The following is a 24,315-nucleotide window of genomic DNA, read 5'->3' on the forward strand; positions in this document are numbered from 1 at the left end:
CAAGCGGATGTTGCGCTGCACCTAACTTAAACGGCTACCGAACCTCAGAAAAACGCTTGGATCCCCGTCTGCGCCCGTCCCAGGATCAGCGCGTGCACGTCATGCGTGCCCTCATAGGTGTTGACCGTCTCCAGATTCTGCGCATGGCGCATCACGTGATAGCCGATCTGGATGCCGTTGCCGCCATGCATGTCGCGCGCCTGGCGGGCGATGTCGAGCGCCTTGCCGCAATTGTTGCGCTTGACGATCGAGATCATCTCCGGCGCCATCTTGCCTTCGTCGAGCAGCCGCCCGACGCGCAACGAGGCCTGCAGCCCGAGCGCGATCTCGGTCTGCATGTCGGCGAGCTTCTTCTGGTAGAGCTGCGTGCTGGCCAGCGGCTTGCCGAACTGCTTGCGGTCGAGGCCATACTGGCGCGCGCGATGCCAGCAATCTTCGGCCGCGCCCATCGAGCCCCAGGAAATGCCGTAGCGAGCCCGGTTGAGGCAGCCGAACGGCCCCTTCAGCCCCGACACGTTGGGCAGCAGAGCATCCTCGCCGACCTCGACGCCTTCCATAACCACCTCGCCGGTGATCGACGCCCGCAGCGACAGCTTGCCGCCGATCTTCGGCGCCGAAAGCCCCTTCATGCCCTTTTCCAGGACGAAGCCACGGATCTCATCCTTGCCGTTCTCGCCCTTCAGCTTCGCCCAGACGACGAACACGTCGGCGACGGGCGCATTGGAGATCCACATCTTGGAGCCGGTAAGCTTGTAACCATTGGCGGTCTTCTCGGCGCGCGTCTTCATGCCGCCGGGGTCGGAGCCGGCATCCGGTTCGGTCAGGCCGAAACAGCCTATCCACTCGCCGCTGGCGAGCTTGGGTAGATACTTCCTGCGCTGTTCGTCCGAGCCATAGGCATAAATGGGATACATCACCAGCGACGACTGCACCGACATCATCGAACGATAGCCGGAATCGACGCGCTCCACTTCGCGGGCGACCAGGCCGTAGGTGACATAGTTGGCGCCGAGGCCGCCGAATTCTTCCGGAATGTTGATGCCGAGCAGGCCGGCCTCGCCCATCTCGCGAAAAATCGCCGTGTCGAAGGTTTCGTTGAGATAGGCCTCCTCGATGCGCGGCGCGAGCTTGTCGGCGGCGAAGGCCGCCGCCCCGTCCCGCACCATGCGCTCGTCTTCCGAAAGCTGGTCCTCGATCAGGAACGGGTCTTCCCAGACGAATGCATTCTTGTCGGCAGCCATGGCGTCTCGATCCTTAAAAACGGGTGAAGCCCGGCTTATCGGCCCACGGCCTGAAAAAATCAAACGAAATTGCTTCACCGATCAATGAGCGTTAGGAATAGATCATGAGCGTCCAACGTCGTCTTTTGCCTAACATCAACGCGCTTGCCGCCTTCGAAGCGGTGGCCCGGCTTGGCAGTTTCACCGCTGCAGCCCAGGAGCTGGATTTAACCCAGGGCGCCGTCAGTCGGCAGATCAGGCTGATCGAGGACCAGTTTGGCCGCCGGCTGTTCGAGCGCGACAGCCGCAATGTCCGGCTGTCGGCGGCGGGCGAAACCTACGCCGAAGTGGTCCGTTCGGCACTTGGCCAATTGCGCGACGCAGCGCTTGGATTGATGAGTAATCGGCATAGCGGCATCCTGAACCTCGCAATCCTGCCGACCTTCGGCACGCGCTGGCTGATGCCGATGATCCCAGACTTCGTCGACAACAATCCCGACATCACCATCAACTTCGTCACCCGCGTCGGCCGCTTCGACTTCGCCAGAGAGCGGCTGGACGCCGCCATCCATTATGGCCTGCCGGACTGGCCCGAGGCAGACTCGACGCTGCTGGTGCGGGAGGTGGTGGCCCCGGTGGTGTCGCCCGAATTTCTCGCCGAGCGCTCCATCGCCACGCCGGCCGACATCGGCCGTCTGCCGCTGCTGCACATGGCGACGCGGCCTGGCGCCTGGACAGAATGGTTTGAGCATCAGGGCCTGAGCGCGCCGACCGGACCGGGTATGCAGTTCGAACAGTTCGGCACCGCCGCCCAGGCCTGCATGGCGGGTCTGGGCGTGGCTCTGCTGCCGCAAATCCTCATCTCAGGCGAGTTGCAGCGCGGCCAGCTGGTGCCCGCGCCCGGCCAGCCTATGCACAGCCGCAGCGCCTATTATCTGGTCGTCCCGCACGACAAGCGCGGCCATCCGCCGGTCGCGAGTTTTCGAGATTGGCTGACGAGCCAGGTTGAAAAGGACCCGGCTGTTCTGGCGTGGTAGCTACTTCCGTTTCAGCGCATCCGCCAACGCCGCGCCGAACGCACCTTGCTGCGCCGGTCGCTCCGGCTGGCGCTGCGGCGCTGGCGAGCGTGGCGCCGGCCTGCCGCCGCCATTGTCGCGCGGGCCGCGCGATGCGCCGCCCTCGCCACCATCCCTGCGCATGGAAAGCGCGATCCGCTTGCGCTTGATGTCGACGTCGACGACCCGCACCTTGACCACGTCGCCGGCCTTGACCACCTCATGCGCGTCCTTGATGAAACGGTCGGCCAGTTGCGAAACGTGCACCAGCCCGTCCTGGTGGACGCCGATGTCGACGAAAGCGCCGAAGGCGGCGACATTGGTGACGGTGCCTTCCAGCAGCATGCCGGGCTTCAGATCCTTGATGTCGTCGATGCCATCGGCGAAGGTTGCCGTCTTGAAGCCGGGGCGCGGATCGCGGCCGGGCTTTTCCAGCTCGGCCAAAATGTCGCGCACCGTCGGCAGGCCGAACCGCTCGTCGACGAAAACGCGCGGATCGAGCGCCTTCAGCGCCGCACTGTCGCCCATCAGCGAACGCACATCGCGTCCGCAGGCGGCGACGATCTTTTTGGCCACGCCGTAGGCTTCCGGATGCACGGCCGAGGCGTCGAGCGGCTCGGAGCCGTTCGGGATGCGCAGGAAGCCGGCGCATTGCTCGAACGCGCGCGGCCCGAGGCGGGAAACCTTGAGCAGGTCCTTGCGGCTGGCGAACGGGCCGGTGGCATCGCGGTGCGCGACGATGGCGTCGGCCAGCGACGCGCCGAGGCCTGACACGCGGGCCAGAAGCGGCGCCGAGGCGGTGTTGAGATCGACGCCAACCGCGTTGACGGCGTCCTCGACCACCGCCTCCAGCGAGCGGCCAAGCCGGTACTGGTCGACATCGTGCTGATACTGGCCGACGCCGATCGATTTCGGCTCGATCTTGACCAGTTCGGCCAGCGGATCCTGCAAGCGGCGCGCGATCGACACCGCACCGCGCAATGATACGTCGAGACCGGGGAATTCCGCCGCCGCCGTCGCCGAAGCCGAATAGACCGAAGCGCCGGCCTCGCTGACGATCACCTTGAGCGGCTTCGGCCCGCCGTCGGAAGGCATGTCGGACAGCATGTCGGCCACCAGCTTCTCGGTTTCGCGGCTGCCGGTGCCATTGCCGATCGAGATCAGCTCGACCTTGTGCAGGCGAACGAGCTTGGCGAGCTCCGCCTGCGTGCCACGCACATCGTTCCTGGGCGGGAACGGATAGACCGTTGTCGTCGCCACCAGCTTGCCGGTGCCGTCGACCACCGCGACCTTGACGCCGGTGCGGATGCCAGGGTCGAGCCCCATCGTCGGCCGCGATCCGGCGGGGGCGGCGAGCAGCAGATCCTTCAAATTGCGGGCGAAGACGTGGATCGCCTCTTCCTCGGCCCGTTCGCGCAGGTCGCGCATCAGATCGAGCGTCAGGTGCAGGGATAGTTTTATGCGCCAGGTCCAGCCTGCGACCTCCATCAGCCAGCGATCGCCCGGCAGGCTGCCGCCGATGGCGTAGGCATTGGCGACCATCCGCTCTACCGGCTTCACCGGTGAAGAGTCGTCGGCATCGACCTCGATGTCGAGCGACAGCACCTCCTCGTTGCGGCCGCGCAGCATCGCCAGCGCGCGGTGACTCGGAACGGTGGCCCAGCGCTCGACATGGTCGAAATAATCGGAGAATTTCGCACCCGCCTCCTGCTTGCCGTCGACCACCCTGGCGCGCATGAAGGCGCGTTCCTTCATGTAGCTTCGCAGCTTGCCGACCAGGTCGGCATTCTCGGCGAACTGCTCCGACACTATGTCGCGCGCGCCCTCAAGTGCCGCCTTGGCGTCGGCCACGTCCTCGGTCAGATAGGCCAGTGCGAGTTCCGCCGGCACCAGCGAACGGTCGGCCAGGATGGCTTCCGCCAGCGGTCCCAGCCCACGCTCCCGGGCGATCTCCGCCCTGGTGCGGCGCTTGGGCTTGTAGGGCAGGTAGATGTCCTCCAGCTCAGCCTTGGTGACGGCGGCGGCGAGCTTGGTTTCAAGCTCGTCGGTCAGCTTGCCCTGCTCCCGGATCGAGCCAAGGATGGTGTCACGCCGCGCGTCGAGCTCGCGCAGATAGGCAAGACGCTCCGACAGCAGGCGCAGTTGCGTGTCGTCGAGCCCGCCCGTCACCTCTTTGCGGTAGCGCGCCACGAACGGCACGGTCGCGCCTTCGTCGAGCAGCCCGATGGCAGCGGCGGCCTGTTCGGGCCGCGCTGTGATCTCGGTCGCGATAATGGCTGCGATGCGCTTGATGTCGGATGCCATGCCGTTCCTGCTCTTCTCGAAAAGAGCGGCGACCATAGGCGCAGATATCCTGCCCGCCAACCTTCGCGGTTTCGCCGGCGACAGAGGTCCACAGGAAAGCGCGCCCTAATGTTGCGGCCGCTCAGACCATCCGGCTCAGCGCTTCGAAGAATGCGACGATCTCGAGATCGAGCGGATCGTCGACCGGCTCGGGCTGCGACGACATCTTGGCGATCACCACTTCCGTCCGGGGGTCGACATAGAGCCACTGGCCATGGATCCCGATGCCGCAATACGCCCCGTTCTCATGTCCTGTCTGGTACCATTTGTTGCGGTAGCGGCCCTTGGGAAACAGCGGCAGCATGGCGCCACGCTGCCAGGCTTCAGAACTGCCGCCGGTTACCGTGGTGTCGCGCACCCAGGCCTCGGGCACGATGCGGCGGCCATTCGCAGTGCCTCCTTGCCGCATCATATCGCCGACGCGCGCCAGATCGCGCGGCGTCACCGAGATGCCGCCGGCAGTGCGCGCCGTGCCCTCCATGTCGACCGCCACCGAAGCTTCGCTGGCGGCGCCCAGCGGCAGCCACAGTTTCTCGCGCATCAGGTCGGCGAAGCGCTGGCCGGACGCCCGTTCGAGCAGCAGGCCAAGCAGGTCGGAATTGGGCGACCGGTAGCGGAAGGTCTGGCCATGCGGCTCGGCGAGACGCTGCAGCGTCAGGAGGAATTCACGCAGGCTTTCCGTGCCGCCGCCGGGGTTCCACAAGGTGGCGCGCCGGTAGCGGGCAAAGGCGCTTTCGGGATCGAGATAGGCTTCTTCGAAATCGAGGCTGACACTCATATCGAGCACATGCCGCACGGTAGCCTCGCCATAGGCCGAATCGCCGGCTTCCGGTATGTAGGCCGTCACCGGCGCTTCCGGATCGAACACGCCCTCGCCTTCCAATATGCCGGCCATGATCGCGGTCACCGACTTGCTGATCGAAAAGATGATGTGGCGGGCGCCGAAATCCATATGCGGCGCAAACCAGTCGCCGACGATCCTGCCGCCTCTCATGACGGTCAGCGCATCCGTGTGCGAGCGGCTGAGAAAAGCCGCGACGGTTTCCGGCGTGCTCGCCACCGCGATCTTTTCGTCGAGCAATCCGCCGAAATCCTCGGCCGGCGCCTCGTTGACCGGCAGGGCGGCGACACGCGCGCTCGGCACCAGCTCGCCGACGTTCTGGAATGACCATCGGTTGAACGGATTTTCCCGCCAGTTGGCGAGCAGCACCTGGTTGCGGCGGAAGCCGTAACGGGTCTCGAACGCGGTCTTGCCGGTCATGGCATTTCCTTCCAGGTCGTGTCTTGTGGGGGTTCAGCTCAGCGCGGCGGCGATGGCATGCACGGCCTTCAGCGTCGCCATGGAATAGGCGACGTTGCTGAAATCCGGCCAGCTCGAAAGCTTGACCACGACCATCCGCGTATTCCAGTCGATGTGGATCATCTGCCCGAACACGCCCCGGCACATCAGCGCCCGCGAATGCGGATTCTCGATCCAGAACTGGTTGCGATAGCTGCCCTCTGGCAGGCTCGGACTAAAGCCCGGCCCGTGGCTGCCGCTGCGCGTCGCCTCGATCCAATCGGCAGGCACGATGCCACCGCCATTGTCGAGGATCAGCTGGCCGAAGCGGGCATAATCGCGCAGCGTCGCGTTGAAGCCGCCATCGGCCAGTGCGTAGCCCGCGCTGTCGACGGTGAAGCAGGCGCTTTCATCGGCGCCGAGCTTTTGCCAGAGTTCTTCCGAAACCAGCTGTGCCAGTCGCTTGCCGGTGACGCGCTCCAGGATGAAGGCGAGCACATCGGTTTCGACCGAGCGGTACTCGAATGCCGCCCCATGTGGCCGAACAATGTCCTTCAAGCCTAGGATCAGCTCGAACATGTGCGCGGGCCAGCGAAAGTCCGGGTCGCTGCCCGGCGGCACCGGCTTCCAGCCGGTGGCGACATCGACCTGGCCGATATCGGAATAGCGATCGGTATATTCCTCGGAAAAGCGCACTCCGCTCGTCATGTCGAGCACGTGCTGGACGCTGGCGCCGGCCCACCCGGTTGCCTTCAGCTCCGGCAGGTAGTCGGCAAGCGGTTTTGTCGGATCGACCAGCCCGCGCCCGGCCAGTATGCCGAACACCGAGCCGGTGACCGATTTGGCCATGGACTGCGACAGATGCAGCGTGCGCTCGTCCATGCCGTTGAAGTAACGCTCATAGGCTATCTTGCGGTCCTTGAGCACCAGGAAACCATCCGTGTAGGTCTCGTCGAGCAGGCCCGCGAGCGTCGAGGCCTTGCCATCGCTGTCCTCGACCGGCAGCCCGTCGAGATCGACCTCGGCGCGTTCGAGGCGGTGACGGTGGCCATTGCCGCGCCAGACTTCGACGGTCGGCAGAATTTCCCTGATGTGCTGGAAAGCCCAGCGGTTCCAGGGCGGCCTGTCCCAGTCGAGCCTTGGTGGCACCATGGCGGGCGGCGAGCCCTGCATGATCGGCGGCCGCGGATCGCTGTTGCGATAGGAGTCCATGAAAGCCATTCCCGGAAACGGAAAAGACCCGGCGGCATGTGCCACCGGGTCCGTTCATGTAGCGATTACTTCTGCAGTTCGGTCCAGATCTTGGTGTAGAGTTCCTGCGTCTCTGGCGCGCACATCTGCTGCAGTTCGCCAAGCGGCTTGGCGTCGGCTGGAATGACGACTTCCGGCGCGTCCTTCATGTCGGCCGGCATGTACTTGTCCGAACCGGCGATGGCATTGGCGTAACGATGGAAGGCCGAGAGGCCGGCCGCGTTTTCCGGATCCATGATGAAGTTCTGGAACAGCTTGGCGTTCTCGACATTCTTGGCCTCTTTCAGGACGACGACGTTGTCGCTCCACAGGCCATAGCCTTCCTTCGGGTAGTTGAAGTGGATGGCCGGGTTGGCGAGGCGCTGACGCAAAGCCGAGCCATTCCAGTCGCTGGTTGCCTTGAAGTCGCCGGCCCCCATCTTCTCAATAGTGTTGTATTCCATGGCGATCCAGTTCGGCTTGGCCGCCACCAGCAGGTCACGTACTTTCTTCAGCACCGTCTTGTCGTTGGTGCATTGCTGGCCGCCGACATACTTGATCGCGGCGAACATCACGTCGCCCATCTCCGGTACGACGTTGACCTTACCCTTCAACTCGTCGGGCGTGTTGAAGATGATGCCCCACGTGTTGGCCGGGCCCTTGTAGGCGTCGGTATTGACGACGACGCCGATCGTGCCCCAGGCCCACGGAACCGTGTATTTGCGGCCCGGATCGAACTCAGGATTGGCCCATTCCGGCGCCACGTTTTTGAAGTTCTCCATCTTGCCCGGATCGGTTTCCTGAACGAGGCCTTCCTTGATCCAGATCGGTACATAGGTCTGCGAAGGCACGGCAATGTCGAAACCGGTGCCGCCCTGGCGCACCTTGGCAAGCGCGGTATCGTTGGAATCGTAGTCGGTGATGGTCACCTTGACGTTGTATTTGGCTTCGAACTTCTTGATCACGTCGGGGCTGGTGTAATTGCCCCAATTGTAGATGTTGAGCACGCCGTCGGCGCGGGCAAGGCCCGTCGAAGCGAGCAACGCCAACCCCATGGCGGACGCTGTTGTCTTCCAGTTCATCGTTTTAACTCCCATTATCGGTTTCAGTCTCGTTTCCTGCTGACAAAGAAAAACAACGTGACGATCGCGACCGAAAGCAGCAGGAAGGCGGTCGATATCGCGTTGATCTCGGGTGTGATGCCGCGGCGGATCTGGCCGAGCATGTAGGTGGGCAGCGTGTCCTGGCCGCCCGACTTGACGAATTCGGTGATGACGACGTCATCGAGCGAGATGACGAAAGCCAGCATCAGGCCGGCGAGGATGCCGGGCCACAAAAGCGGCAGCGTGATGCGGCGGAAGGTCTTCGACGGCGTCGCATAGAGGTCGGCAGCGGCGCGTTCCAGCGTCAGGTCCATATTCTCCAGCCGCGCCCGGATCGGCAGGTAGGCAAACGGGATGCAGAACGCCGTATGCGCGGCGATCAGGTAGCCAAGGCCGGAATAGCCGGTGAAGATCTTGATGCGCGAGAAGAAGATCAGCAGGGCCACGCCGGTGACGATTTCGGGCACCATCAGCGGCTGGTTGATGGCCGCGTATTTGAAGGTCAGCCCGGGATAGGGCGGTGTGCGCGTGGTGGCGAGCGCGGCCATCGTGGCGAAGATGGTGGCAAGGGCCGCCGCTATGGCGCCGATCTGGAAGGAACGCATCGTCGCATCGATGACCTGCGTGTTCTGCCAGGCCGACTGGAACCATTTGAGCGAAAACCCGCCCCATTCCGAGGTCGAGCTCGCCGCGTTGAAGGCGTAGATGACCAGCACGATGATCGGCAGATAGAGCACCACGAAACAGGTCGCCGCGATCGCGGTGAAGCCCGGCTGGTGCTTGATGGAGAAGTTGCTAGCCATGACGCACCCCTGACTTGCCGGCGTTGCGCACATAGGCCAGCAGCGCCACCATGACGATGATCATGACCGTGATCGACAGCGCCGAGCCAAGCGGCCAGTTGCGGCCCTGTCCGAACTGCAATTCGATCAGGTTGGACAGCATCATGTTCTTGCCGCCGCCAAGCACGCTCGGCGTCACATAGGCGCCGAGGGCCGGAATGAAGACAAGGATGGAGCCGGCGATGACGCCGGGTTTGACCAGCGGGAAAATGATCTTGCGCAGCACCTTGAAGCGTGTCGCGTAGAGATCGTAGCCGGCCTCGACCAGCCGGAAATCGAGTTTTTCCATGCTGGCATAGATCGGCAGCACCATCAGCGGCAGGTAGACATAGGCCATGCCGATCAGGATCGCCGTGTCGGTGTAGAGGATCTGCACCGGCGCCGAGACGATGCCGAGCTTCAGAAGGATGGTATTGACGATGCCTTCGTTGCGGATGATCTGCAGAACAGCGAAAGTGCGGATCAGAAGGTTAGTCCAGAACGGGATGGTGATCAGGAACAGCCAGAGATCTCTGGTCTTTTCACTGCGCGTCGCCATGAAATAGGCGGTCGGGAAGCCGAGCGCCAAAGTCGCCAGCGTCGTCACCACCGCGAGCTTGATCGAGCGCAGGAAGATGGTGACGTGGGCGGCCGCCAGCGACAGCGTGTCGTCGAAAATGTCGCGTTCCATGAACACCGACACCCAGGCTTCCGGCGAAAATTGCCACTTCACGTCGCCATAGGCGCCGGGCGTCAGGAACGAATAGACGAGCACGATCAGCAACGGGCCGGTCGCGGCGAGCAGAATGACCAGCAGCGCCGGCGCTGACAGCAGCCAGCGGTCGCGGACGTCGCGCCGCTCCGCTGCCTTGGCGACTTCTTCGGCGGTGGCCATCAGTCCCTCAGCACTTGCGCGGCGTCGTTGCCGATCAGGATGCCGACCTTGTCACCGCGCTCGAAACCGCAGCCGGCGCTGCGCGTGTTCTGCTGGCGCACGGTGAAGGCTTCGCCGCTGTCGAGCTGGACATGGATATGCGTGTCGGTGCCGAAATAGACGATGTTGTCGACCGTGCCCGACAGGTCGCCCTTACTCTTGGTCAGCTTGGCATGCTCCGGCCTCACCACCACGGTGGCGTTGTCCTTCGGCTGGAAACCTTCGGCGACGGTCGCCTCGATGGTGGTGCCGGATTTGAGCGTCGCGCGCGCCTTGCCGTTGCCGGTGCCCGATATGGCCGCGGTGAGAAAGTTGGTCTCGCCGATGAAGTCGGCGACGAAGCGTTCGGCAGGCTTGTCGTAGATATCCCAGGGCGAGCCGACCTGCAGGATCTTGCCCGACGACATCACCGCGATGCGGTCCGACATCGTCAGCGCTTCTTCCTGGTCATGGGTGACGAAGATGAAGGTTATGCCGGTCTCGTGCTGCAGCCGCTTCAACTCGATTTGCATCTCCTTGCGCAGCTTGTAGTCGAGGGCGGAGAGCGGTTCGTCGAGCAGCAGCACCTTCGGTTGCGGCGCGAGCGCCCGGGCCAGCGCCACGCGCTGCTGCTGGCCGCCGGAAATCTGGCCGGTGCGCCGGCCCGCCAGCGCCTCCATCTTGACCAGCTTCAGCATCTCGGCAACGCGCGCCTTGATCTGCGCCTTGGGCTTGCCCAGCATCTCCAGGCCGAAGCCGATATTGTCTGCCACCGTCATGTGAGGGAACAGCGCATAGGACTGGAAGACGGTGTTGACCGGCCGCTTGAAGGGCGGCAATGGCGCGATGTCCTGGCCGTAAAGCAGGATTTCGCCGGCGGTTGGAAAGTCGAAGCCGGCGATCAGCCGCAGCAAGGTGGTCTTGCCGCAGCCGGATGGTCCCAGCAGTGTGAAGAATTCGTTCTCGCGGATGGATACCGAGACTGTGTCGAGGGCAGCGACCTGCCCCTCACCCGATCCGAAAATTTTGCTGACGTTTACTACTTCAATCGCATTCCGATCCGGTTTGTCCGGCACGATTACGCCTCACTGTTGACCCCGCTCTTGCTGGCGGAGCTTTTCCCCTGTTGGATGTGACCACACGGCCGGTGGGTTGGCAAGTCCGGCATTGAATCACAGTTCAGTCGGTCATTTCAGTCCGCCATTTCAGCAGGCAAGCCGCATGCCATGTCAGGCCTGGTAGGTGACTTTGCCGCCGCAGATCGTCGTTACCGGGCGCACCTTGTGCAGGTCGGCCGGTGCCGTTTTTTCGATGTCGGCCGACAAAACCACCAGATCGGCCATATAGCCCGGCTTCAGCGTGCCCTTGCGGTGCTCGGCGAATTCGGCATAGGCGCCCTCGACCGTGTAGGCGGCAAGCGATTCACGCAGCGAGAAGCTCTGGTCCGGATCGGTTGATGCCCATGGTTTGCGCATCACTGCCGCCTGGATGCCCAGGATCGGATCGATCGGCGACACCGGCCAGTCCGACGCGAACACGACATGCGCGCCGGCATTCTTCAGGGTGCGCCAGGCATAGCTCACCGGCCAGCGCGCCGGCCCGATGCGTGACACGGTCGGCTCCAGCGGAAAATCCATGGCGCCGGGCGGATGCGGCGGCTGCATCGAGGCGATGACGCCGAGTTCGGCGAAACGCGGCACATCAGATGCCGCGATGACCTCTATATGTTCGACACGATGCCGGCTGTCGCGCTTGCCGTTGGCCTTTTGCGCCGCCTCGTAGCCGTCGAGCACGGCGCGCACCGCGCCGTCGCCGATCGAATGCACGGCGATCTGCAGGCCGCGCCTGTCGACGGAGACAGCGAGATCGATGAATTGCTGGGGCGTGAACAGGGGTTCGCCCACCCAGTCGGGACGGTCGGCATAGGGCTCGATCATGACGGCCGTCCAGGAATCGAGCACGCCGTCGTAGAACACCTTGACCATGCCCGACGACAGCCACTCGCCATTGTAGCACTCGGCCATCGCCGACGCCTTGTCGAGCATGTCGAGCGTCATGAAATTCTTGTAATGGAAGGGTATTTGCACCCGGCAGGGCAGCCCCTCCTCGGCCTCGATCTCGGCCAGCAGTTCGAGCTGGTAGAGATTGCCGTCCATGTTCTGGATCGAGGTGATGCCGTGGCGCGCGCACCAGGCGAGGCCTCGCCGCATGATGTCGCGGTCGGCGGCGCGTTCTTCCGCCGATGGCATCGGGTTTGGCTCGCCGCCCGTCGCCAGCCCGAGCCGCACCCGGCCCTCCCCGGCAAGATCGAGCACCGGGCCGAAAGCCTCGCCCTCGCGCAATTCGCCATTGGCCAGGCCATCGTCGCCCATGACGATTTCGTTGCCGGGGCCAAGCGTGCGCCCATTCAGGATGCCAGCCAAGTCCAGCGCGTTGGTGTTGGCCCACATCGTATGGTGATCGGGCGCGGCCATGACGAAGGGCCGGTCCGGCAGGATCGCGTCGAGATGGTGCCGCGTCACCCGCTCGTCGCCGAGCACGGTGTAGTCGACGCCCTGTCCGACCAGCATCTTGGCATCGGGGTGCGTCGACGCGTAGTCGCGGATCGCCTTTTGCAGCGCCTCGAAACCGTGGACGCCCGACAACTGGAGATGGGCAAGCTCGGCCGCGCCTGAAAACAGATGCATGTGGGCTTCGATGAAACCCGGGATCACCGAACCGCCCCTGGCGTCGATGACCCTGGTGGCCGGCCCCTTGAACTCTTCGATGGAGGCGTGGCTGCCGAGAGCGACGATGGCGCCATCCTTGACGGCAACGGCTTCGGCGGTCGGATTGTCATCGTCCATGGTCAACACACGACCATTGATGACGATCAGATCCGCCTTGTGACCCGCACCCGTGACCGACATCGCGACTCCGCGCTTTTGACTGAGACCGACAACCACTGCCCACGAGCTGCCGCTCCGCGGGAGGGGCGATGGGGAAAGATGATGCCGGCGCGCTGTCTTCGAAATTCCCCTTGTTATCCCCAAGGCAGCGTGGATAAAAGAATGCGACTAATCATTCGCGTTTGTCAACATGCGGAATTTGCAATGTATTGTGGACAACACTCTGCGCCGATGTTGGGACTGGGCGGGGAACGAGGACGTCAAGCCGTGAAGCGCAGTCTCGATCGCAAAACCAGGATAGCGCTCGAACCGCGCAAGCAGCCGCGCCAACAACGGTCGAGCAAGGTGGTGGACCGGATCCTCGACGCGGCGCTGATCCTGACCCGCGAGCAAGGCACAAGGACGCCGACCACGCTCGCCATAGCGCAGCGCGCGGGCCTGTCGGTTGGTTCGGTCTACCAGTACTTCCCCAACAAGGAAGCCATTCTCCTGGACCTCGCCCGGCGCTGGCTGTCATCCTTTCCCGAAGTGATCGCGAGGCGCATCAGGGTCGACCCGCCCACCAACCGGGAGGAGTTTCGGCGGGAGGTACGCAGGCTTTTCACGGACACCTCCAGGCTTTATCTCGACAATGCCAGCCTGATGCCGGTGATCGAGGCGATTTCAGGCAACGCCGACCTGAGGCCGATCCAGAACGAATATGACGACCAGATCATCGCCCTCTATGCGGCATGGCTGCGGCACGTGAACCCGGCTCTCGAAGACAAGGTCGCCAGCCGGCTCGGCCTGCTGATGATGGAGGTCGGGCACGCCTGCCGTCTTGTCGGCCTGAAAAGGGATCGCCGGACATACGACCTCATCGAGGACGATGTCGAAACCATGTGGCTCGCTCTGGTGACCCCCTATCTCAACCTTGACTGATTTCGCATTCGAGAGGAATTTCATGAAGACTGTCTATTCGCCGCTTCACGCCGGCCACGCCGGCCAGATGGAACTGGTCACATCGGCGATCGTGCCGGGTTTCGAAAAACCCTCGCGCGCCGAGTTCATCAAGGCGCGGATCGAGAGCGAGAAACTCGGAGCGATCATCGCGCCGGCCGAGCATGATCTTGCCGCCGCCAAGCGCATCCACAGGGCCGACTACGTCGATTTCCTGCCGACGGTCTGGCCGCAATGGATCGCCGAGGGCCACACAGGCACAGCCATGCCCTTCACCTGGCCGACACGCGGCCTGCGCGGCGACGTGCCGCCCAAGCGCGTCGACGCCCTGCTCGGCTATTATTCCTTCGACGGCGGCGCCACCTTCGTCGAAGGAACATGGGATGCGATCAAGTCCTCCTACGACGTCGCGCTGACCGCCGCGGGCCTGGTCAAGGCCGGCGAAGCCTCCGCCTTCGCGCTCTGCCGTCCGCCCGGCCACCATGCCGGAGCCGGCTTCATGGGCGGCTATTGCTACATCAACAACGCGGCCGTTGCCGCGCAGTGGTTCCGCGACCAGGGGGCCAGCCGCATCTCGATCCTCGATGTCGACTATCATCACGGCAACGGCACACAGGAGATCTTCTACGACCGCGCCGACGTGCAGGTCCTAAATTTGCACGGCGACCCGATGGTCGAATATCCGTTCTTCCTCGGCCATGCCGACGAGCGTGGCGCCGGCGCGGGCGAAGGTTTCAACATCAACTATCCCATGCCGTTCGGCACCGGCTGGGACGCCTGGAGCGCCTCGCTGGAAGACGCCTGCGCCAGGCTCGCCGCCTACGCGCCAGACGTCGTCATCGTCTCGCTCGGCGTCGACACGTTCGAGAAGGATCCTATCAGCCAGTTCAAGCTGAAGTCGTCGGACTATCCCATGATCGGCCGCCGCATCGCCAGGCTCGGCCTGCCGACGCTGTTCGTCATGGAAGGCGGCTACGCCGTCGAGGAAATCGGCATCAATGCCGTCGGCGTGCTGACCGGCTTCGAGGGCCGGTGACACCGGCTGCCCGAAGCGCGGCAGCTCTCAGGGAAACCACGGAAAAGGGCGGCGTCAGCCGCTCTTTGACATCCTCTAGCCCCTTGGTGGGCGCGACCGAAACAGCCCCGGCCGAGAAGACTGGCTTGCACGGCTCGAACATTTTCACGCACCGAAACGTGCGAAAATCGGCGCCTGAGTCGCAGCTTGAGTCCACTCGATTCGATTTTGTCAAATCGCGTTTGATGTCAGATTCATCTACGGGTAGATTAGACCCGAATCAGCCGGTCCTCGGGGGGCGCGGCGACCACCCAAAGTCTCAAGTGCCGGAATTTTCTGGCGCCAGACGCGGACGGCTTCGCGTTCCCTGAATGGATTCCGTCTGATCGGGCGCGACCCCGCGCTTGTGTGTGTCTCGTAAATGTAACGCGTTTTCAGGTTCGGCGGCTGGCTCTCCAGCATCCGGACATCAGCATCGATTCCGGCCAAAAACAGCAATGAGCAGTCCCGCCGCGCTTCTTCAATCCGACACATTGGGCTCGCGCCTGACGTCGCGCGGCGATCTCACCAGCTTTTTCATGGAGTTGACCGCCGAGATCGGTGCCGACAGCTATATGCTGGTCGCCATCGTCCACGATCAGGACCGCAACGACGCGCGCATCGTCTCGTCCAACTGGATTTTCGACGCCATCGAACTGATCGGCAAGCGGCTGATCGCTGGCCTTGCCCAGGGCGCGCTCACCGTTGCGCCGGGCATGCGTCCAAGGCCGCTGGTGTCGGCGCAGGCACCACAGGCCGAGGGGCTGGTCTCCGGCGAAGAGGCACGTCTGCTCGACGTGCTCGGCCACGCCGAGATCTATTCGCTCAGGCTGAATGTCGGCCGCCAACGCCTGTTCGCGCTGTTCTCGGCGGCAGCCGCCGGCCGGATCGACCAGCCAGCGCTGATGAAGGCGCAGCTGAAGTGCTGCTACGCGCTCTCGCATATTCCGCAACTGATCGCCGCCGCCGCCATGCAGGATCCGCTGTCGGACCGCGAGCGCGAATGCCTGTTCTGGGTCTCGGAAGGCAAGACCACGGACGAGGTTGCCGTCATCCTTGGCGTGTCCTCCAACACCGTCAACAGCTACATCACCCACGCCATCCAGAAATTCGCGGCCAGCAACCGCGCGATGGCCATCGCCACGGCGATCAGGAGCGGCATCATTTGAAACAGGCCGACGTCAAGCAGGCCGCCGAGGCCCTTTTCAACGACCAGCGTAATCCGTTCGGTGCCTTCTCGCTCGGCTCCGAAACGCATCACGCCGTGACCATTCCCGATGCTGTGCGGCGCTGCCGTTGGATCGCCGTCGACATCAATGCCTCGGCCTTCGGCCTGTTCTTCGTCAGCCCGTCGCTCGAGCGGGCGCGGCTGGTGCCGTGCTTCGATTCCGACTATCCCGGCATATCGGTGGCGACCAAGTTCATCTCGGGCGCCAATGGCGAGGAGATCGTGCGCCATAGCAGGATCTCGACCGAACCGCGCTGGTGGACGGATGACGGTGTGGCGGCCATGAGCGAGATGTTCGGCGGCCTTGCTTGGACCGAGCAGATGGCGCCGCTGGCGCCCGGCAGCAGCGGCATCGCCTTTCCCGTCCACGCCGATCGCGGCCAGTGCGGCCTCGTCGTCTTCCTCGGCTCGGAGATCGCCCTGCCGCAGGACGCGCTCTATGAAATCCACGCCCGTTGCTTTTCGCTGTTCGCCGCTGTCGCCCGCATGCGGCCGGGCGATGTCGGCAAGACGCGCGCGATCTCCAAGCGCGAGCTCGAATGCCTGAAGCTGACCGCCAACGGCAATACCAGCGAGGAGATAGCGCGGCTGCTGAAACTGTCGGTGCATACCGCCAACCAGTATCTCACCCAGTCGACCCAGAAGCTCAACGCCGTCAACCGCAACCAGGCGGTCGCCAAGGCGCTGCGGCTCGGCCTGATCGAATAGTTAGAACGCCAGCGGCTCGACCTTGCGGATACGCGCCTGTTCGACCACCGCCTCGAGCAGGGCGGTGTTGTGCTCGGGGTCCTCGCCGGGCTTTTCGAACGACACGTAGTTGACCGCGACCGAGGCGCCTTTTTCGCTCAGCGTCAGCTGGAAATAGACCGTGACGCCGGGCGGCCGAAGCTCGAGATCGAGCACGATGCGCGGGCTGCCGCTCCAGTCGACATGCGCCTCGCCACCATGGCCGAGCCTCAGCGTGCCCGGCTTGAAGAACAGCTCCGCCGCGGAATCGACCAGGTCCGACAGGCAGGCGAAATGCTCCAGCCGGATGAAGGCGATATAATCGGCGACATCGATCAGCCTGAGCTCCGCCACGACTTGCTCGATGGCGCTGGCGACGATGATCTCGCGGGAGTTGGCGTGCGGTTGGCGGTTCATGAAATCTGTCTGCGCTCAGCCTTTTTCGAGTAGACGATCCGCACCAGTTCGGCGACGGCCTGGTAGAATTGCGACGGGATCACACTATCGACCGAAACTTGCTTGTACATGGAGCGGGCGAGCGCCACGTCCTCGAAGATCGGGATGTTGTGCTCGCGCGCGATTTCGCGGATCTTGAGCGCCACCAGATCCTGCCCCTTGGCCAGCACCAGCGGTGCCGAATCCTCGTCGCGCACATATTTAAGCGCGATCGAGAAGTGCGTCGGGTTGGCGATGATCAACGTCGCGCGCGGCACCGCCGTCATCATCCGCTTGCGAGCGCGGTCGCGCGCCAGCGAGCGCAGCCGCGACTTAACGATCGGGTCACCCTCGGACTGCTTGAACTCGTCCTTGACCTCCTGCTTGCTCATGCGCAGGTCCTGCTTCCAGTGGAAGCGCGACCAGACGATGTCGATCGCCGCGATCAGGCCCATGACGAAGACGATCGCCACCAGTATGTCGACCGCGATGCCGCGGATGACGAGGCCGAAGGCGACGGGATTGGTGATCATGCCGGCGAGCAGCTTGCGGTGATCCTCGGACAGCGTGAAGGCGAGCACGACGATGGCGAAGCCCACCTTGCCGAGCGCCTTCAGGAACTCGACCCAGCCCTGCACCCCGAACAGCCTGTTCCAGCCCTTGACGATCGAGATGCGCGACAGCTGCGGCCTGATGCGTTCGCCGACGAACTGCGGCATGTTCTGGAACACCGAGGCACCGATGCCGGCGATGGTCAGGAGCACCAGCAGGCTGAGGATGGCACGGCCCACCTCCAGCATGACGATCTTGTAGAGCGCGATGACGTCGGTCTCGGTGTCCATCGGCCAGGCTTCCGGCTTCTCCAGGAACATCGACAGGAACATGCCGAGATCGACAATGGCATCCTTGGCGTAGAAGACGGTGAACACCAGTATGGCGACGAAGGAGGCCAGGAGCGCGGTCTCCCTCGAATGGGGCAGCTTGCCCTGTTCGATGGTGTCGCGGATCTTCTTTTCCGTCGCTTCTTCGGTTTTGGAATCCTTGTCGACCGCCTCTGCCATGATCCGGCCTTAGGCGGCGGCGTTCTGGGTCGCGGGAAGCTCGAACGCGCCTTCGCGCGCCAGCCGGATTGTCGTCGTCACGATCGTCTTGCGCGCCGCCATGATGTCGGCGAGGGGAACCCCTTCGGATCCTTGTCCGAGTTCGGCTTCGATCATGCGCCGCGAGCGCGCGCCGATCGCCGACAGCGCCGCTTCGGCAAGGATCGCCGAAGTGCCGCGCAGCGCCAGCGTGACCAGTTCGGTCGACAGCCCGTCGAATAGAAGCACGCGCGCTTTCTGGGTAAGCAGCGGCAAATCGTCGAAGGAGAACAGCCGAGCCCGGACGCCGTCGAGATCGGGCGTGCCGGCGGCCTCCAGGTCCTGCATGACCTCCTCGAGCAGCGGCTTGTCCAATTCGTTGAGAACGCTGGCGACGCGCGCCTGTCCGGCCGATGTATCCTTGGTCGCGGTTTCCGCCAGCACGCTGGTGCGCAGCCGATTTTCGACGATCCTGCTGGCGGCGTCGGGAACATTGGCCATCGTCACCATGCGCTTGATGATCTCGCCGCGCGTCGGCTTGCTCAACGTCAACAGCACGCTCGCCGCCGCCTGCGGCGCCAGCTTCGACAGCACCATGGCCGCAGTCTGCGGATGTTCACCGGCCAGGAAAGTACCAAGCCGCACCGGCTCGAGCTTCTCGAGCTCGGGCCAGATCGGCGGCGGACCTTCCGGCGCAACCTCGAATTTCTTGTCACCCATGATCGCGCTCATCTCTTCGGGTGACAGCGATTCATTGAGGATGGTGTCCATCCTGTCGGCGGAATCGAGCAGTCCCGCCCCTTCGGTGAACTCCGCCTCGAACTCGGCGACGATGCGCTCGAGATCGCCTTGCGGAATGGTCCTGAGCAGCCGGGCGCCCTCGATGAGCGCCTTCAATTCCTCCTGCTTGAAGAATTTCAAGAGGCGGCTGGCCGACGGCTTGCCCATCGCCACCAGTATGGCGGCCGCCTTCTGCGGACGCGTCAGGGAAAGGGACGTTGTCATGCCTTTCGCTCCCGCTGCCGCCGGCAAGACCCGCGACGCATCTTCACGCGCCCTTCGTGCCGGCGATGATTTCGGTCAGCCTGATGCCGAAGCGCGACGGGTCGCTTTCGAGCACGGTGATCTCGCCGCGCGCTATTCTGCGGCCGTTGACCACCACGTCGACCGGTTCGCCGATGCGGCGGTTGAGCGCCACCGTGGAGCCCTTCTGCAGCGCCATCAGGTCGGACACCGGCATCTCGGTGCTGCCGAGGATGATCTGGACGTCGACTGGGATGTTCATGATGACGCTCGAATTGGCCGCGGACGCGGCCTTGAACGCGATATCGGGGCGCTGTTCCTCTTCATGCAGAACCCCGCGCAATTCCTCGATGGCGCGGTCGAGCTGCTCGTCCGGCTGGTCGATTTCGGCTTCTGCCTTGGTCTTGGCCATGCATCGTCTCCAAAAGCTCAGGCGTGCCCGGCACCAGCCGGCATGAGCCCGTCGATAAAATCCTGTCCGGCATCATAGGGATGCTTGATCCGGACGGTGTAATTCTGTCCCAGCTTGCCGAACTCGCATACGAACAGCGTCTTGCCGCGCGCGCCGAGACGCGCTTGCGATTGCGCCGTTGCCTCGAATTCGATGATCTGGCCAATTTCGAAATCGGCAAGATCGCCGAGCGTCAGTCGGGCCAGCGGCATGGTCCCCTCGAGCGCTACCGTGGAGCGCATCACTTCTTCCGAAAAGCGCGCGCGCCAGCTGGCGCCCTGATCGTTCTCGCCGCCGGCAGCAGCGCTGTCTCGGCTGGCCAGCACGACACGCTGCGGCATCGTCACCGTGACGGTGCCGCTGTCGGCCGGCGTCGAGATGCCGAAGACGATGCGGATTGCAGCGCCGTCGCGCAACACGTGTCGTTTGGCTTCGCTGCCCGACATCGCCCGCGGCACTGGCAGGCGCAGGTCGAGCGACCGTCGTCCCGATCCGTTCAGTGCCTGCGCGACCTGCTGGAACATCATGGTCGAAACATCGACCTCGATCTGCGACAGATCACGCTCTATCGGCGATGCCGGCATCTCCGGGTCGCCGCCGAACAGCGTGCAAAGCGTGACCGCGATCGCCGGCGCATCGATCACCAGGGTCATGGCATCGGAGGACGTGGCTGACGCAACGATGGTCATGGCAAACGTTTCGCCGGCACGGGAGCGGGCCTCCGCGACGCGGCTGACCTCGACGCCCCTGAGATCGACGGTGACAGGAACTCCAAGCTCACTGGTCAGGCTCTTCTGCAGCAGCGGCGCAGCGCGCTCTGCCATGCCCCGGCCGGTGCCGATGACCTGGGCGGCCTCGCCGCTGTCGCCGACCAGGCGCTCGATGATCAGCGAGCGCGCTTGTGAGGGACTGCCGGGACTGGTCATGACAATGTCGGCACCGATCTGTCGCGCATCGCTCAGGCGGCCCTTTTCTCGGCGGAGCCGGTGTTCATCGTGCTCTGCTCGACGGCGTCGATGGTCGGCCGCTCATAGGACGATATGGTCTTGCGGCCGAACTCGATCGCCACCTGCGGCAGGGCGCCGTTCATGTAGGCGAGCAACGTCTGCTTGACGATGATGTAGAGGCGGTTCTTCTTCTCGCGTACCGTCTTGATCTTGGTGGCGACGGGCCCGACCACCGCGTAAGACAGGAAGATGCCAAGGAAGGTGCCGACGAGGGCGGCACCGATCAGGCCGCCGAGGATTTCCGGCGACTGGTCGAGCGCGCCCATCGCCTTGACCACGCCGAGCACGGCGGCGACGATGCCGAGCGCCGGCAGGCCGTCGCCGACCGCCACCAGCGCGTGGTAGGCTTTCATCTTGTCGGACTTGATGGTCTGGATTTCCTCATCCATCAGCGCCTCGATCTCGTGCGAACGGGCGTTGCCGATGATGATGATACGGCAATAGTCGCAGATGAAATGCGTCAGGTCGTGGTTCTTCAGCACGGTGGGGAATGCCTGGAAGATCGCCGATTCCTCGGGATTGTCGATATGCGCCTCGACCTCGCTGCGCGACTTCGAACGCAGTTCACGCATCAGGCTGTGCAGCACGCCGAGCGTTTCCAGATAATCCTGCTCCTTCGGCACGGCCTGCTTGAAGGCTTCGAGGATGCCCCTGCCGGTGTCCTTGACCGTTTTCATCGGATTGGCGACGAGGAAGGTGCCGAGTGCGGCGCCGCAGATGACCACCGCTTCCCAGGGCTGCATCAGCACATGCAGATGCCCGCCCATGGCCATGAAGCCGCCAAGGACGCAGCCGAGCGTCACCACCAGTCCAATCAGAATGCCCACGAGAGGTCCTTCCGCATTTCAAGTCAGGTGCAAGGGATAGTCCCCGTGCCTTGTGTGAGGCTTGAATCGGAGCGGTATCGAGCCGATCGGCGCGATTCAGTTTCGCGCAAGGAAGTGAGTCTATTGTGCTGGCATAGCTTCGGCCGGAGGCGCGTCCTTGCTCAGTACCTACACCAGCTACCAGTTGATCACCAGGGACATCGACAAGTCGATCGACCGCATCGAAAAGCAGCCGACGGTCGATCGCGACACCAAATATTATCTGGACAACATCACCAAGGTGAAATCGATCGACGATTTCGTCAACAATGACCGTTTGTTCAAATATGCCATGAAGGCCTACGGCCTGGAGGACATGGCTTACGCCAAGGCGTTCATGGTCAAGGCGCTCAAGGAAGGCGTTTCCGACCCCGACAGTTTCGCCAACAAGCTGACCGACAAGCGCTACGCCGAATTTGTCAGCGCCTTCAACTTCGCAGCCAACGGCGCCAATACCACCGTTTACAACAAGTCGCAGCAGCTGGTGACCGGCAACTATGCGCTGCAAGTCCAGATCGGCGCCTCGCAGGCGGGCTTCTCTTACTATCAGAGCGAAACCGCCTATTATGTCACCAACATCTCCAAGGTTAAGTCGATCGACGACCTGATGGGCGACAGCCGCCTGCTGACATACGCGATGGCCGCATTCGGGCTCGACGCCGAAACCGAACCGGCCGCAACGGTCAGGGCGATGCTCGAAGGTGGCGTCAGCGATCCCAACAGTCCCGCCAACAAGCTGACCGACAAGAGTTACGCCAACTTCGTCTCGACGTTCGACTTCGCCCAGTATGGCGATCAGACGACCACGCGCGACAACGTCCAGCAGGCGGTGCCTAAGGGCTACATGGCCGGAGCCGGGCTGACGTTGGTCAAGCCGAGCGCGCAGTACGTCAAGGGCGAGGCCGACTACTACGCGGCAAACGTTTCCAAGGTGAAGTCGATTGACGACCTCATGGCGGACAAGCGCCTGCTTACATTCGCCATGGCGTCCTATGGACTGGATGCGTCAACCGAAACCCCGCGGCAGATCCGCGCCATGCTCGAGGGCGGCGTGAGCGATCCCAACAGCCCTGCAAACAAGCTGACCGATAAACGATACGCCAACTTTGTCACGGCCTTCGATTTTGCCCAATACGGCGATCAGACAACCTCGCGCGACGCAGTGCTGAAAGATACGCCGAAAATCTACACGACAGAGTCGGCGCTTGGCCTGATCAAGCCGAATGCGGACTACATCAAGTCGGAGACCGCATATTACCTGGCCAACATCACGAACGTGAAATCCATCGACGATCTGATGGCCAACAGCCGCTTGTACAATTATGCCCTGTCGGCCTACGCGCTCGATCCGGCGACAGAGAGCAAGGATCTCATCCGCAGCGTCCTGGCCGGTGGCGTCCGCGACCCCGACAGCGTCGCCAACAAGATGACCAACAAAGCCTATGCCGGGCTCGCCTCCGCCTTCAACTTCGAACAATACGGCGAAGCGGCCACCACGACCAATCCGGCACAGCAGCCGACCGTCGACAAATACATGCGCCAGACGCTGGAGGAGGATGCCGGCCAAACAAACGAGGGCGTACGGCTGGCGCTCTATTTCCAGCGCAAGGCGCCTGATATCACCAGCTGGTATAATGTGCTCGCCGACACCGCTCTTGCCAGTGTGGTGCGCACAGTGCTCGGCTTGCCCGATTCCTTCGCCACCGCCGACGTCGACAAGCAGGCGCAGCTGTTCGAGCAGAAGCTCGACATTTCCGATTTCTCCGACCCCGAAAAGCTCGGCAAGTTCCTGACCCGCTTCACCTCCATGTACGAGATCAACCACCCGACCTCGTCAGCCGTGTCGTCGATCAGCGTGCTCTTCGCCAAGCCGGTCACGGCGGGGATCTCCACCGACCTGATGATGGCCATGCAGAAGTTGAAGTTCTGACCATGCGGGACAGTCTCTACGTCGCCCTTTCCTCGCAGATCGCGCTCGAGCGTCGGCTCGACACGATCGCCGACAATGTCGCCAACGCCTCGACCGTCGGCTTTCGCGCCACCGGCGTGAAGTTCGAGGACGTGGTGTCCGGTACCGGGCCGAAATCCGTGTCCTTCGCCTCCTCGGGCAAGACCTACCTTTCCGGCGCCCATGGCTCTCTGACCGAGACCGGCAATCCGTTCGATTTCGCCATACAGGGCGACGCCTGGTTCGCCATCGAGACGCCGGTCGGCACCGTCATGACCCGCGATGGCCGCTTCTCGATGAACGAGAATGGCGAGCTGATGTCGGTCGAGGGCCATCCCGTGCTCGACGCCGGCGGCGCACCGATCCAGCTCGACCCCCGCAACGGCCCGCCCAAGGCCGGAGCCGACGGATCGTTGCGCCAGAACGATCAGCTGGTAGGCTCCATCGGCCTGTACAATTTCGATCCGGGTGAGAATTTCGTGCGCTACGGCAATTCCGGTATCGTGCCGGCGCGCACGCCCGAGCCGGTGACCGATCGCGCCGATATCGGCGTCGCCCAGGGCTTCGTCGAGGAATCCAACGTCAATCCGGTGCTGGAGATGACGCGGCTGATCATGGTCCAGCGCGCTTTCGAGAACACCGCCGCCTTGATGCGGCAGACTGATTCCTCCACCGACGAGGCGATCAAGACGCTCGGCTCGAAGTAA

22 protein-coding genes are annotated in these 24,315 nt (G+C 63.5%); 7 read left to right on the plus strand and 15 right to left on the minus strand.

Features of this window, described 5'->3' with window-relative positions:
• Positions 1–44: 44 nt before the first annotated feature.
• A complete protein-coding gene (locus FJ979_RS28545) occupies positions 45–1,241 on the minus strand; it encodes an acyl-CoA dehydrogenase (RefSeq protein ID WP_140496189.1) in 1,197 nt (398 codons plus the stop codon).
• A 104-nt stretch (positions 1,242–1,345) separates the two neighbouring features.
• On the opposite strand from FJ979_RS28545, the gene FJ979_RS28550 reads away from it, so the two are divergent.
• A complete protein-coding gene (locus FJ979_RS28550; RefSeq protein WP_140496190.1) occupies positions 1,346–2,257 on the plus strand; it encodes a LysR family transcriptional regulator in 912 nt (303 codons plus the stop codon).
• On the opposite strand, the gene FJ979_RS28555 is transcribed toward FJ979_RS28550, so the two are convergent.
• The 8 genes from FJ979_RS28555 to FJ979_RS28590 form a co-directional block, all read right to left on the minus strand.
• Positions 2,258–4,579, minus strand: coding sequence for a Tex family protein (locus tag FJ979_RS28555; protein ID WP_140584407.1), 2,322 nt, complete (start codon positions 4,577–4,579; stop codon positions 2,258–2,260).
• A 121-nt stretch (positions 4,580–4,700) separates the two neighbouring features.
• The gene (locus FJ979_RS28560; protein ID WP_140584392.1) at positions 4,701–5,879 is read right to left on the minus strand and encodes a serine hydrolase; all 1,179 of its coding nucleotides are present in this window, start codon (positions 5,877–5,879) and stop codon (positions 4,701–4,703) included.
• A 33-nt stretch (positions 5,880–5,912) separates the two neighbouring features.
• Positions 5,913–7,109 carry a serine hydrolase gene (locus tag FJ979_RS28565; RefSeq protein ID WP_140584393.1) on the minus strand — a complete coding sequence of 399 codons (1,197 nt, stop codon included), beginning with the start codon at positions 7,107–7,109 and terminating at the stop codon, positions 5,913–5,915.
• A 65-nt stretch (positions 7,110–7,174) separates the two neighbouring features.
• Positions 7,175–8,209, minus strand: a complete 1,035-nt coding sequence (locus FJ979_RS28570) for an extracellular solute-binding protein (RefSeq protein WP_140496193.1) — start codon at positions 8,207–8,209, stop codon at positions 7,175–7,177.
• 23 nt (positions 8,210–8,232) lie between these two features.
• Positions 8,233–9,033 (minus strand): ABC transporter permease, encoded by an 801-nt coding sequence (locus FJ979_RS28575; RefSeq protein ID WP_140584394.1) that lies wholly within the window; start codon positions 9,031–9,033, stop codon positions 8,233–8,235.
• Complete coding sequence (locus tag FJ979_RS28580; protein ID WP_140496195.1) at positions 9,026–9,946, minus strand: ABC transporter permease; 921 nt, start codon at positions 9,944–9,946, stop codon at positions 9,026–9,028. The genes FJ979_RS28575 and FJ979_RS28580 overlap by 8 nt, the downstream gene beginning before the upstream one ends.
• A complete protein-coding gene (locus tag FJ979_RS28585) occupies positions 9,946–11,040 on the minus strand; it encodes an ABC transporter ATP-binding protein (protein ID WP_140549686.1) in 1,095 nt (364 codons plus the stop codon). Before FJ979_RS28585 ends, FJ979_RS28580 begins: the two co-directional genes overlap by 1 nt.
• Positions 11,041–11,193: 153 nt before the next feature.
• Positions 11,194–12,873 (minus strand): amidohydrolase, encoded by a 1,680-nt coding sequence (locus tag FJ979_RS28590; RefSeq protein ID WP_140584395.1) that lies wholly within the window; start codon positions 12,871–12,873, stop codon positions 11,194–11,196.
• Positions 12,874–13,119: 246 nt separating this feature from the next.
• On the opposite strand from FJ979_RS28590, the gene FJ979_RS28595 reads away from it, so the two are divergent.
• The 4 genes from FJ979_RS28595 to FJ979_RS28610 all read left to right on the plus strand — a co-directional run bounded on the left by FJ979_RS28595 (position 13,120) and on the right by FJ979_RS28610 (position 16,781).
• Positions 13,120–13,773 carry a TetR/AcrR family transcriptional regulator gene (locus FJ979_RS28595; RefSeq protein ID WP_140560339.1) on the plus strand — a complete coding sequence of 218 codons (654 nt, stop codon included), beginning with the start codon at positions 13,120–13,122 and terminating at the stop codon, positions 13,771–13,773.
• Between the two features lie 22 nt (positions 13,774–13,795).
• Positions 13,796–14,827 carry a histone deacetylase family protein gene (locus tag FJ979_RS28600; RefSeq protein ID WP_140566261.1) on the plus strand — a complete coding sequence of 344 codons (1,032 nt, stop codon included), beginning with the start codon at positions 13,796–13,798 and terminating at the stop codon, positions 14,825–14,827.
• A 476-nt stretch (positions 14,828–15,303) separates the two neighbouring features.
• Positions 15,304–16,014: a helix-turn-helix transcriptional regulator gene (locus tag FJ979_RS28605; RefSeq protein ID WP_140496200.1), complete on the plus strand. Its 711-nt coding sequence runs from the start codon at positions 15,304–15,306 to the stop codon at positions 16,012–16,014.
• Complete coding sequence (locus tag FJ979_RS28610; protein ID WP_140513628.1) at positions 16,011–16,781, plus strand: helix-turn-helix transcriptional regulator; 771 nt, start codon at positions 16,011–16,013, stop codon at positions 16,779–16,781. The genes FJ979_RS28605 and FJ979_RS28610 overlap by 4 nt, the downstream gene beginning before the upstream one ends.
• On the opposite strand, the gene FJ979_RS28615 is transcribed toward FJ979_RS28610, so the two are convergent.
• The 6 genes from FJ979_RS28615 to motA are packed head-to-tail and all read right to left on the minus strand — an operon-like array spanning position 16,782 to position 21,621.
• On the minus strand, positions 16,782–17,216 hold the full coding sequence (locus FJ979_RS28615; protein ID WP_140496202.1) for a hypothetical protein: 435 nt from the start codon (positions 17,214–17,216) through the stop codon (positions 16,782–16,784).
• A complete protein-coding gene (flhB, locus tag FJ979_RS28620; protein WP_140522313.1) occupies positions 17,213–18,295 on the minus strand; it encodes a flagellar biosynthesis protein FlhB in 1,083 nt (360 codons plus the stop codon). Before flhB ends, FJ979_RS28615 begins: the two co-directional genes overlap by 4 nt.
• Positions 18,296–18,304: 9 nt before the next feature.
• Positions 18,305–19,318 carry a flagellar motor switch protein FliG gene (locus FJ979_RS28625; protein WP_140513630.1) on the minus strand — a complete coding sequence of 338 codons (1,014 nt, stop codon included), beginning with the start codon at positions 19,316–19,318 and terminating at the stop codon, positions 18,305–18,307.
• A gap of 43 nt (positions 19,319–19,361) precedes the next feature.
• Positions 19,362–19,748, minus strand: coding sequence for a flagellar motor switch protein FliN (gene fliN / locus FJ979_RS28630; protein WP_140496205.1), 387 nt, complete (start codon positions 19,746–19,748; stop codon positions 19,362–19,364).
• 17 nt (positions 19,749–19,765) lie between these two features.
• Positions 19,766–20,713, minus strand: coding sequence for a FliM/FliN family flagellar motor switch protein (locus FJ979_RS28635; RefSeq protein ID WP_140584396.1), 948 nt, complete (start codon positions 20,711–20,713; stop codon positions 19,766–19,768).
• 32 nt (positions 20,714–20,745) lie between these two features.
• Entirely contained in the window at positions 20,746–21,621 is an 876-nt protein-coding gene (gene motA / locus FJ979_RS28640; RefSeq protein WP_140496207.1) for a flagellar motor stator protein MotA, read from the minus strand.
• Positions 21,622–21,778: 157 nt separating this feature from the next.
• Here motA and FJ979_RS28645 point away from each other — a divergent pair, with 157 nt between their 5' ends.
• Positions 21,779–23,590 (plus strand): DUF1217 domain-containing protein, encoded by a 1,812-nt coding sequence (locus tag FJ979_RS28645; RefSeq protein WP_140584397.1) that lies wholly within the window; start codon positions 21,779–21,781, stop codon positions 23,588–23,590.
• A 2-nt stretch (positions 23,591–23,592) separates the two neighbouring features.
• The gene (flgF, locus tag FJ979_RS28650) at positions 23,593–24,315 is read left to right on the plus strand and encodes a flagellar basal-body rod protein FlgF (protein ID WP_140513633.1); all 723 of its coding nucleotides are present in this window, start codon (positions 23,593–23,595) and stop codon (positions 24,313–24,315) included.

Origin of the sequence: Mesorhizobium sp. B1-1-6 (assembly GCF_006443035.1) — a bacterium.
In the GTDB taxonomy this organism is placed as follows: Bacteria; Pseudomonadota; Alphaproteobacteria; order Rhizobiales; family Rhizobiaceae; genus Mesorhizobium.

What these genes read in the sequence shown, in the direction of transcription:
- FJ979_RS28615 (WP_140496202.1), bottom strand. Translation starts at nt 17,216, where the DNA reads ATGAACCGCCAACCGCACGCCAACTCCCGCGAGATCATCGTCGCCAGC.
- FJ979_RS28580 (WP_140496195.1), bottom strand. Translation starts at nt 9,946, where the DNA reads ATGGCCACCGCCGAAGAAGTCGCCAAGGCAGCGGAGCGGCGCGACGTC.
- FJ979_RS28575 (WP_140584394.1), bottom strand. Translation starts at nt 9,033, where the DNA reads ATGGCTAGCAACTTCTCCATCAAGCACCAGCCGGGCTTCACCGCGATC.
- flhB (WP_140522313.1), bottom strand. Translation starts at nt 18,295, where the DNA reads ATGGCAGAGGCGGTCGACAAGGATTCCAAAACCGAAGAAGCGACGGAA.
- fliN (WP_140496205.1), bottom strand. Translation starts at nt 19,748, where the DNA reads ATGGCCAAGACCAAGGCAGAAGCCGAAATCGACCAGCCGGACGAGCAG.
- FJ979_RS28565 (WP_140584393.1), bottom strand. Translation starts at nt 7,109, where the DNA reads ATGGACTCCTATCGCAACAGCGATCCGCGGCCGCCGATCATGCAGGGC.
- FJ979_RS28555 (WP_140584407.1), bottom strand. Translation starts at nt 4,579, where the DNA reads ATGGCATCCGACATCAAGCGCATCGCAGCCATTATCGCGACCGAGATC.
- FJ979_RS28625 (WP_140513630.1), bottom strand. Translation starts at nt 19,318, where the DNA reads ATGACAACGTCCCTTTCCCTGACGCGTCCGCAGAAGGCGGCCGCCATA.
- FJ979_RS28545 (WP_140496189.1), bottom strand. Translation starts at nt 1,241, where the DNA reads ATGGCTGCCGACAAGAATGCATTCGTCTGGGAAGACCCGTTCCTGATC.
- FJ979_RS28550 (WP_140496190.1), top strand. Translation starts at nt 1,346, where the DNA reads ATGAGCGTCCAACGTCGTCTTTTGCCTAACATCAACGCGCTTGCCGCC.
- FJ979_RS28570 (WP_140496193.1), bottom strand. Translation starts at nt 8,209, where the DNA reads ATGAACTGGAAGACAACAGCGTCCGCCATGGGGTTGGCGTTGCTCGCT.
- FJ979_RS28600 (WP_140566261.1), top strand. Translation starts at nt 13,796, where the DNA reads ATGAAGACTGTCTATTCGCCGCTTCACGCCGGCCACGCCGGCCAGATG.
- FJ979_RS28560 (WP_140584392.1), bottom strand. Translation starts at nt 5,879, where the DNA reads ATGACCGGCAAGACCGCGTTCGAGACCCGTTACGGCTTCCGCCGCAAC.
- flgF (WP_140513633.1), top strand. Translation starts at nt 23,593, where the DNA reads ATGCGGGACAGTCTCTACGTCGCCCTTTCCTCGCAGATCGCGCTCGAG.
- FJ979_RS28590 (WP_140584395.1), bottom strand. Translation starts at nt 12,873, where the DNA reads ATGTCGGTCACGGGTGCGGGTCACAAGGCGGATCTGATCGTCATCAAT.
- FJ979_RS28635 (WP_140584396.1), bottom strand. Translation starts at nt 20,713, where the DNA reads ATGACCAGTCCCGGCAGTCCCTCACAAGCGCGCTCGCTGATCATCGAG.
- FJ979_RS28605 (WP_140496200.1), top strand. Translation starts at nt 15,304, where the DNA reads ATGAGCAGTCCCGCCGCGCTTCTTCAATCCGACACATTGGGCTCGCGC.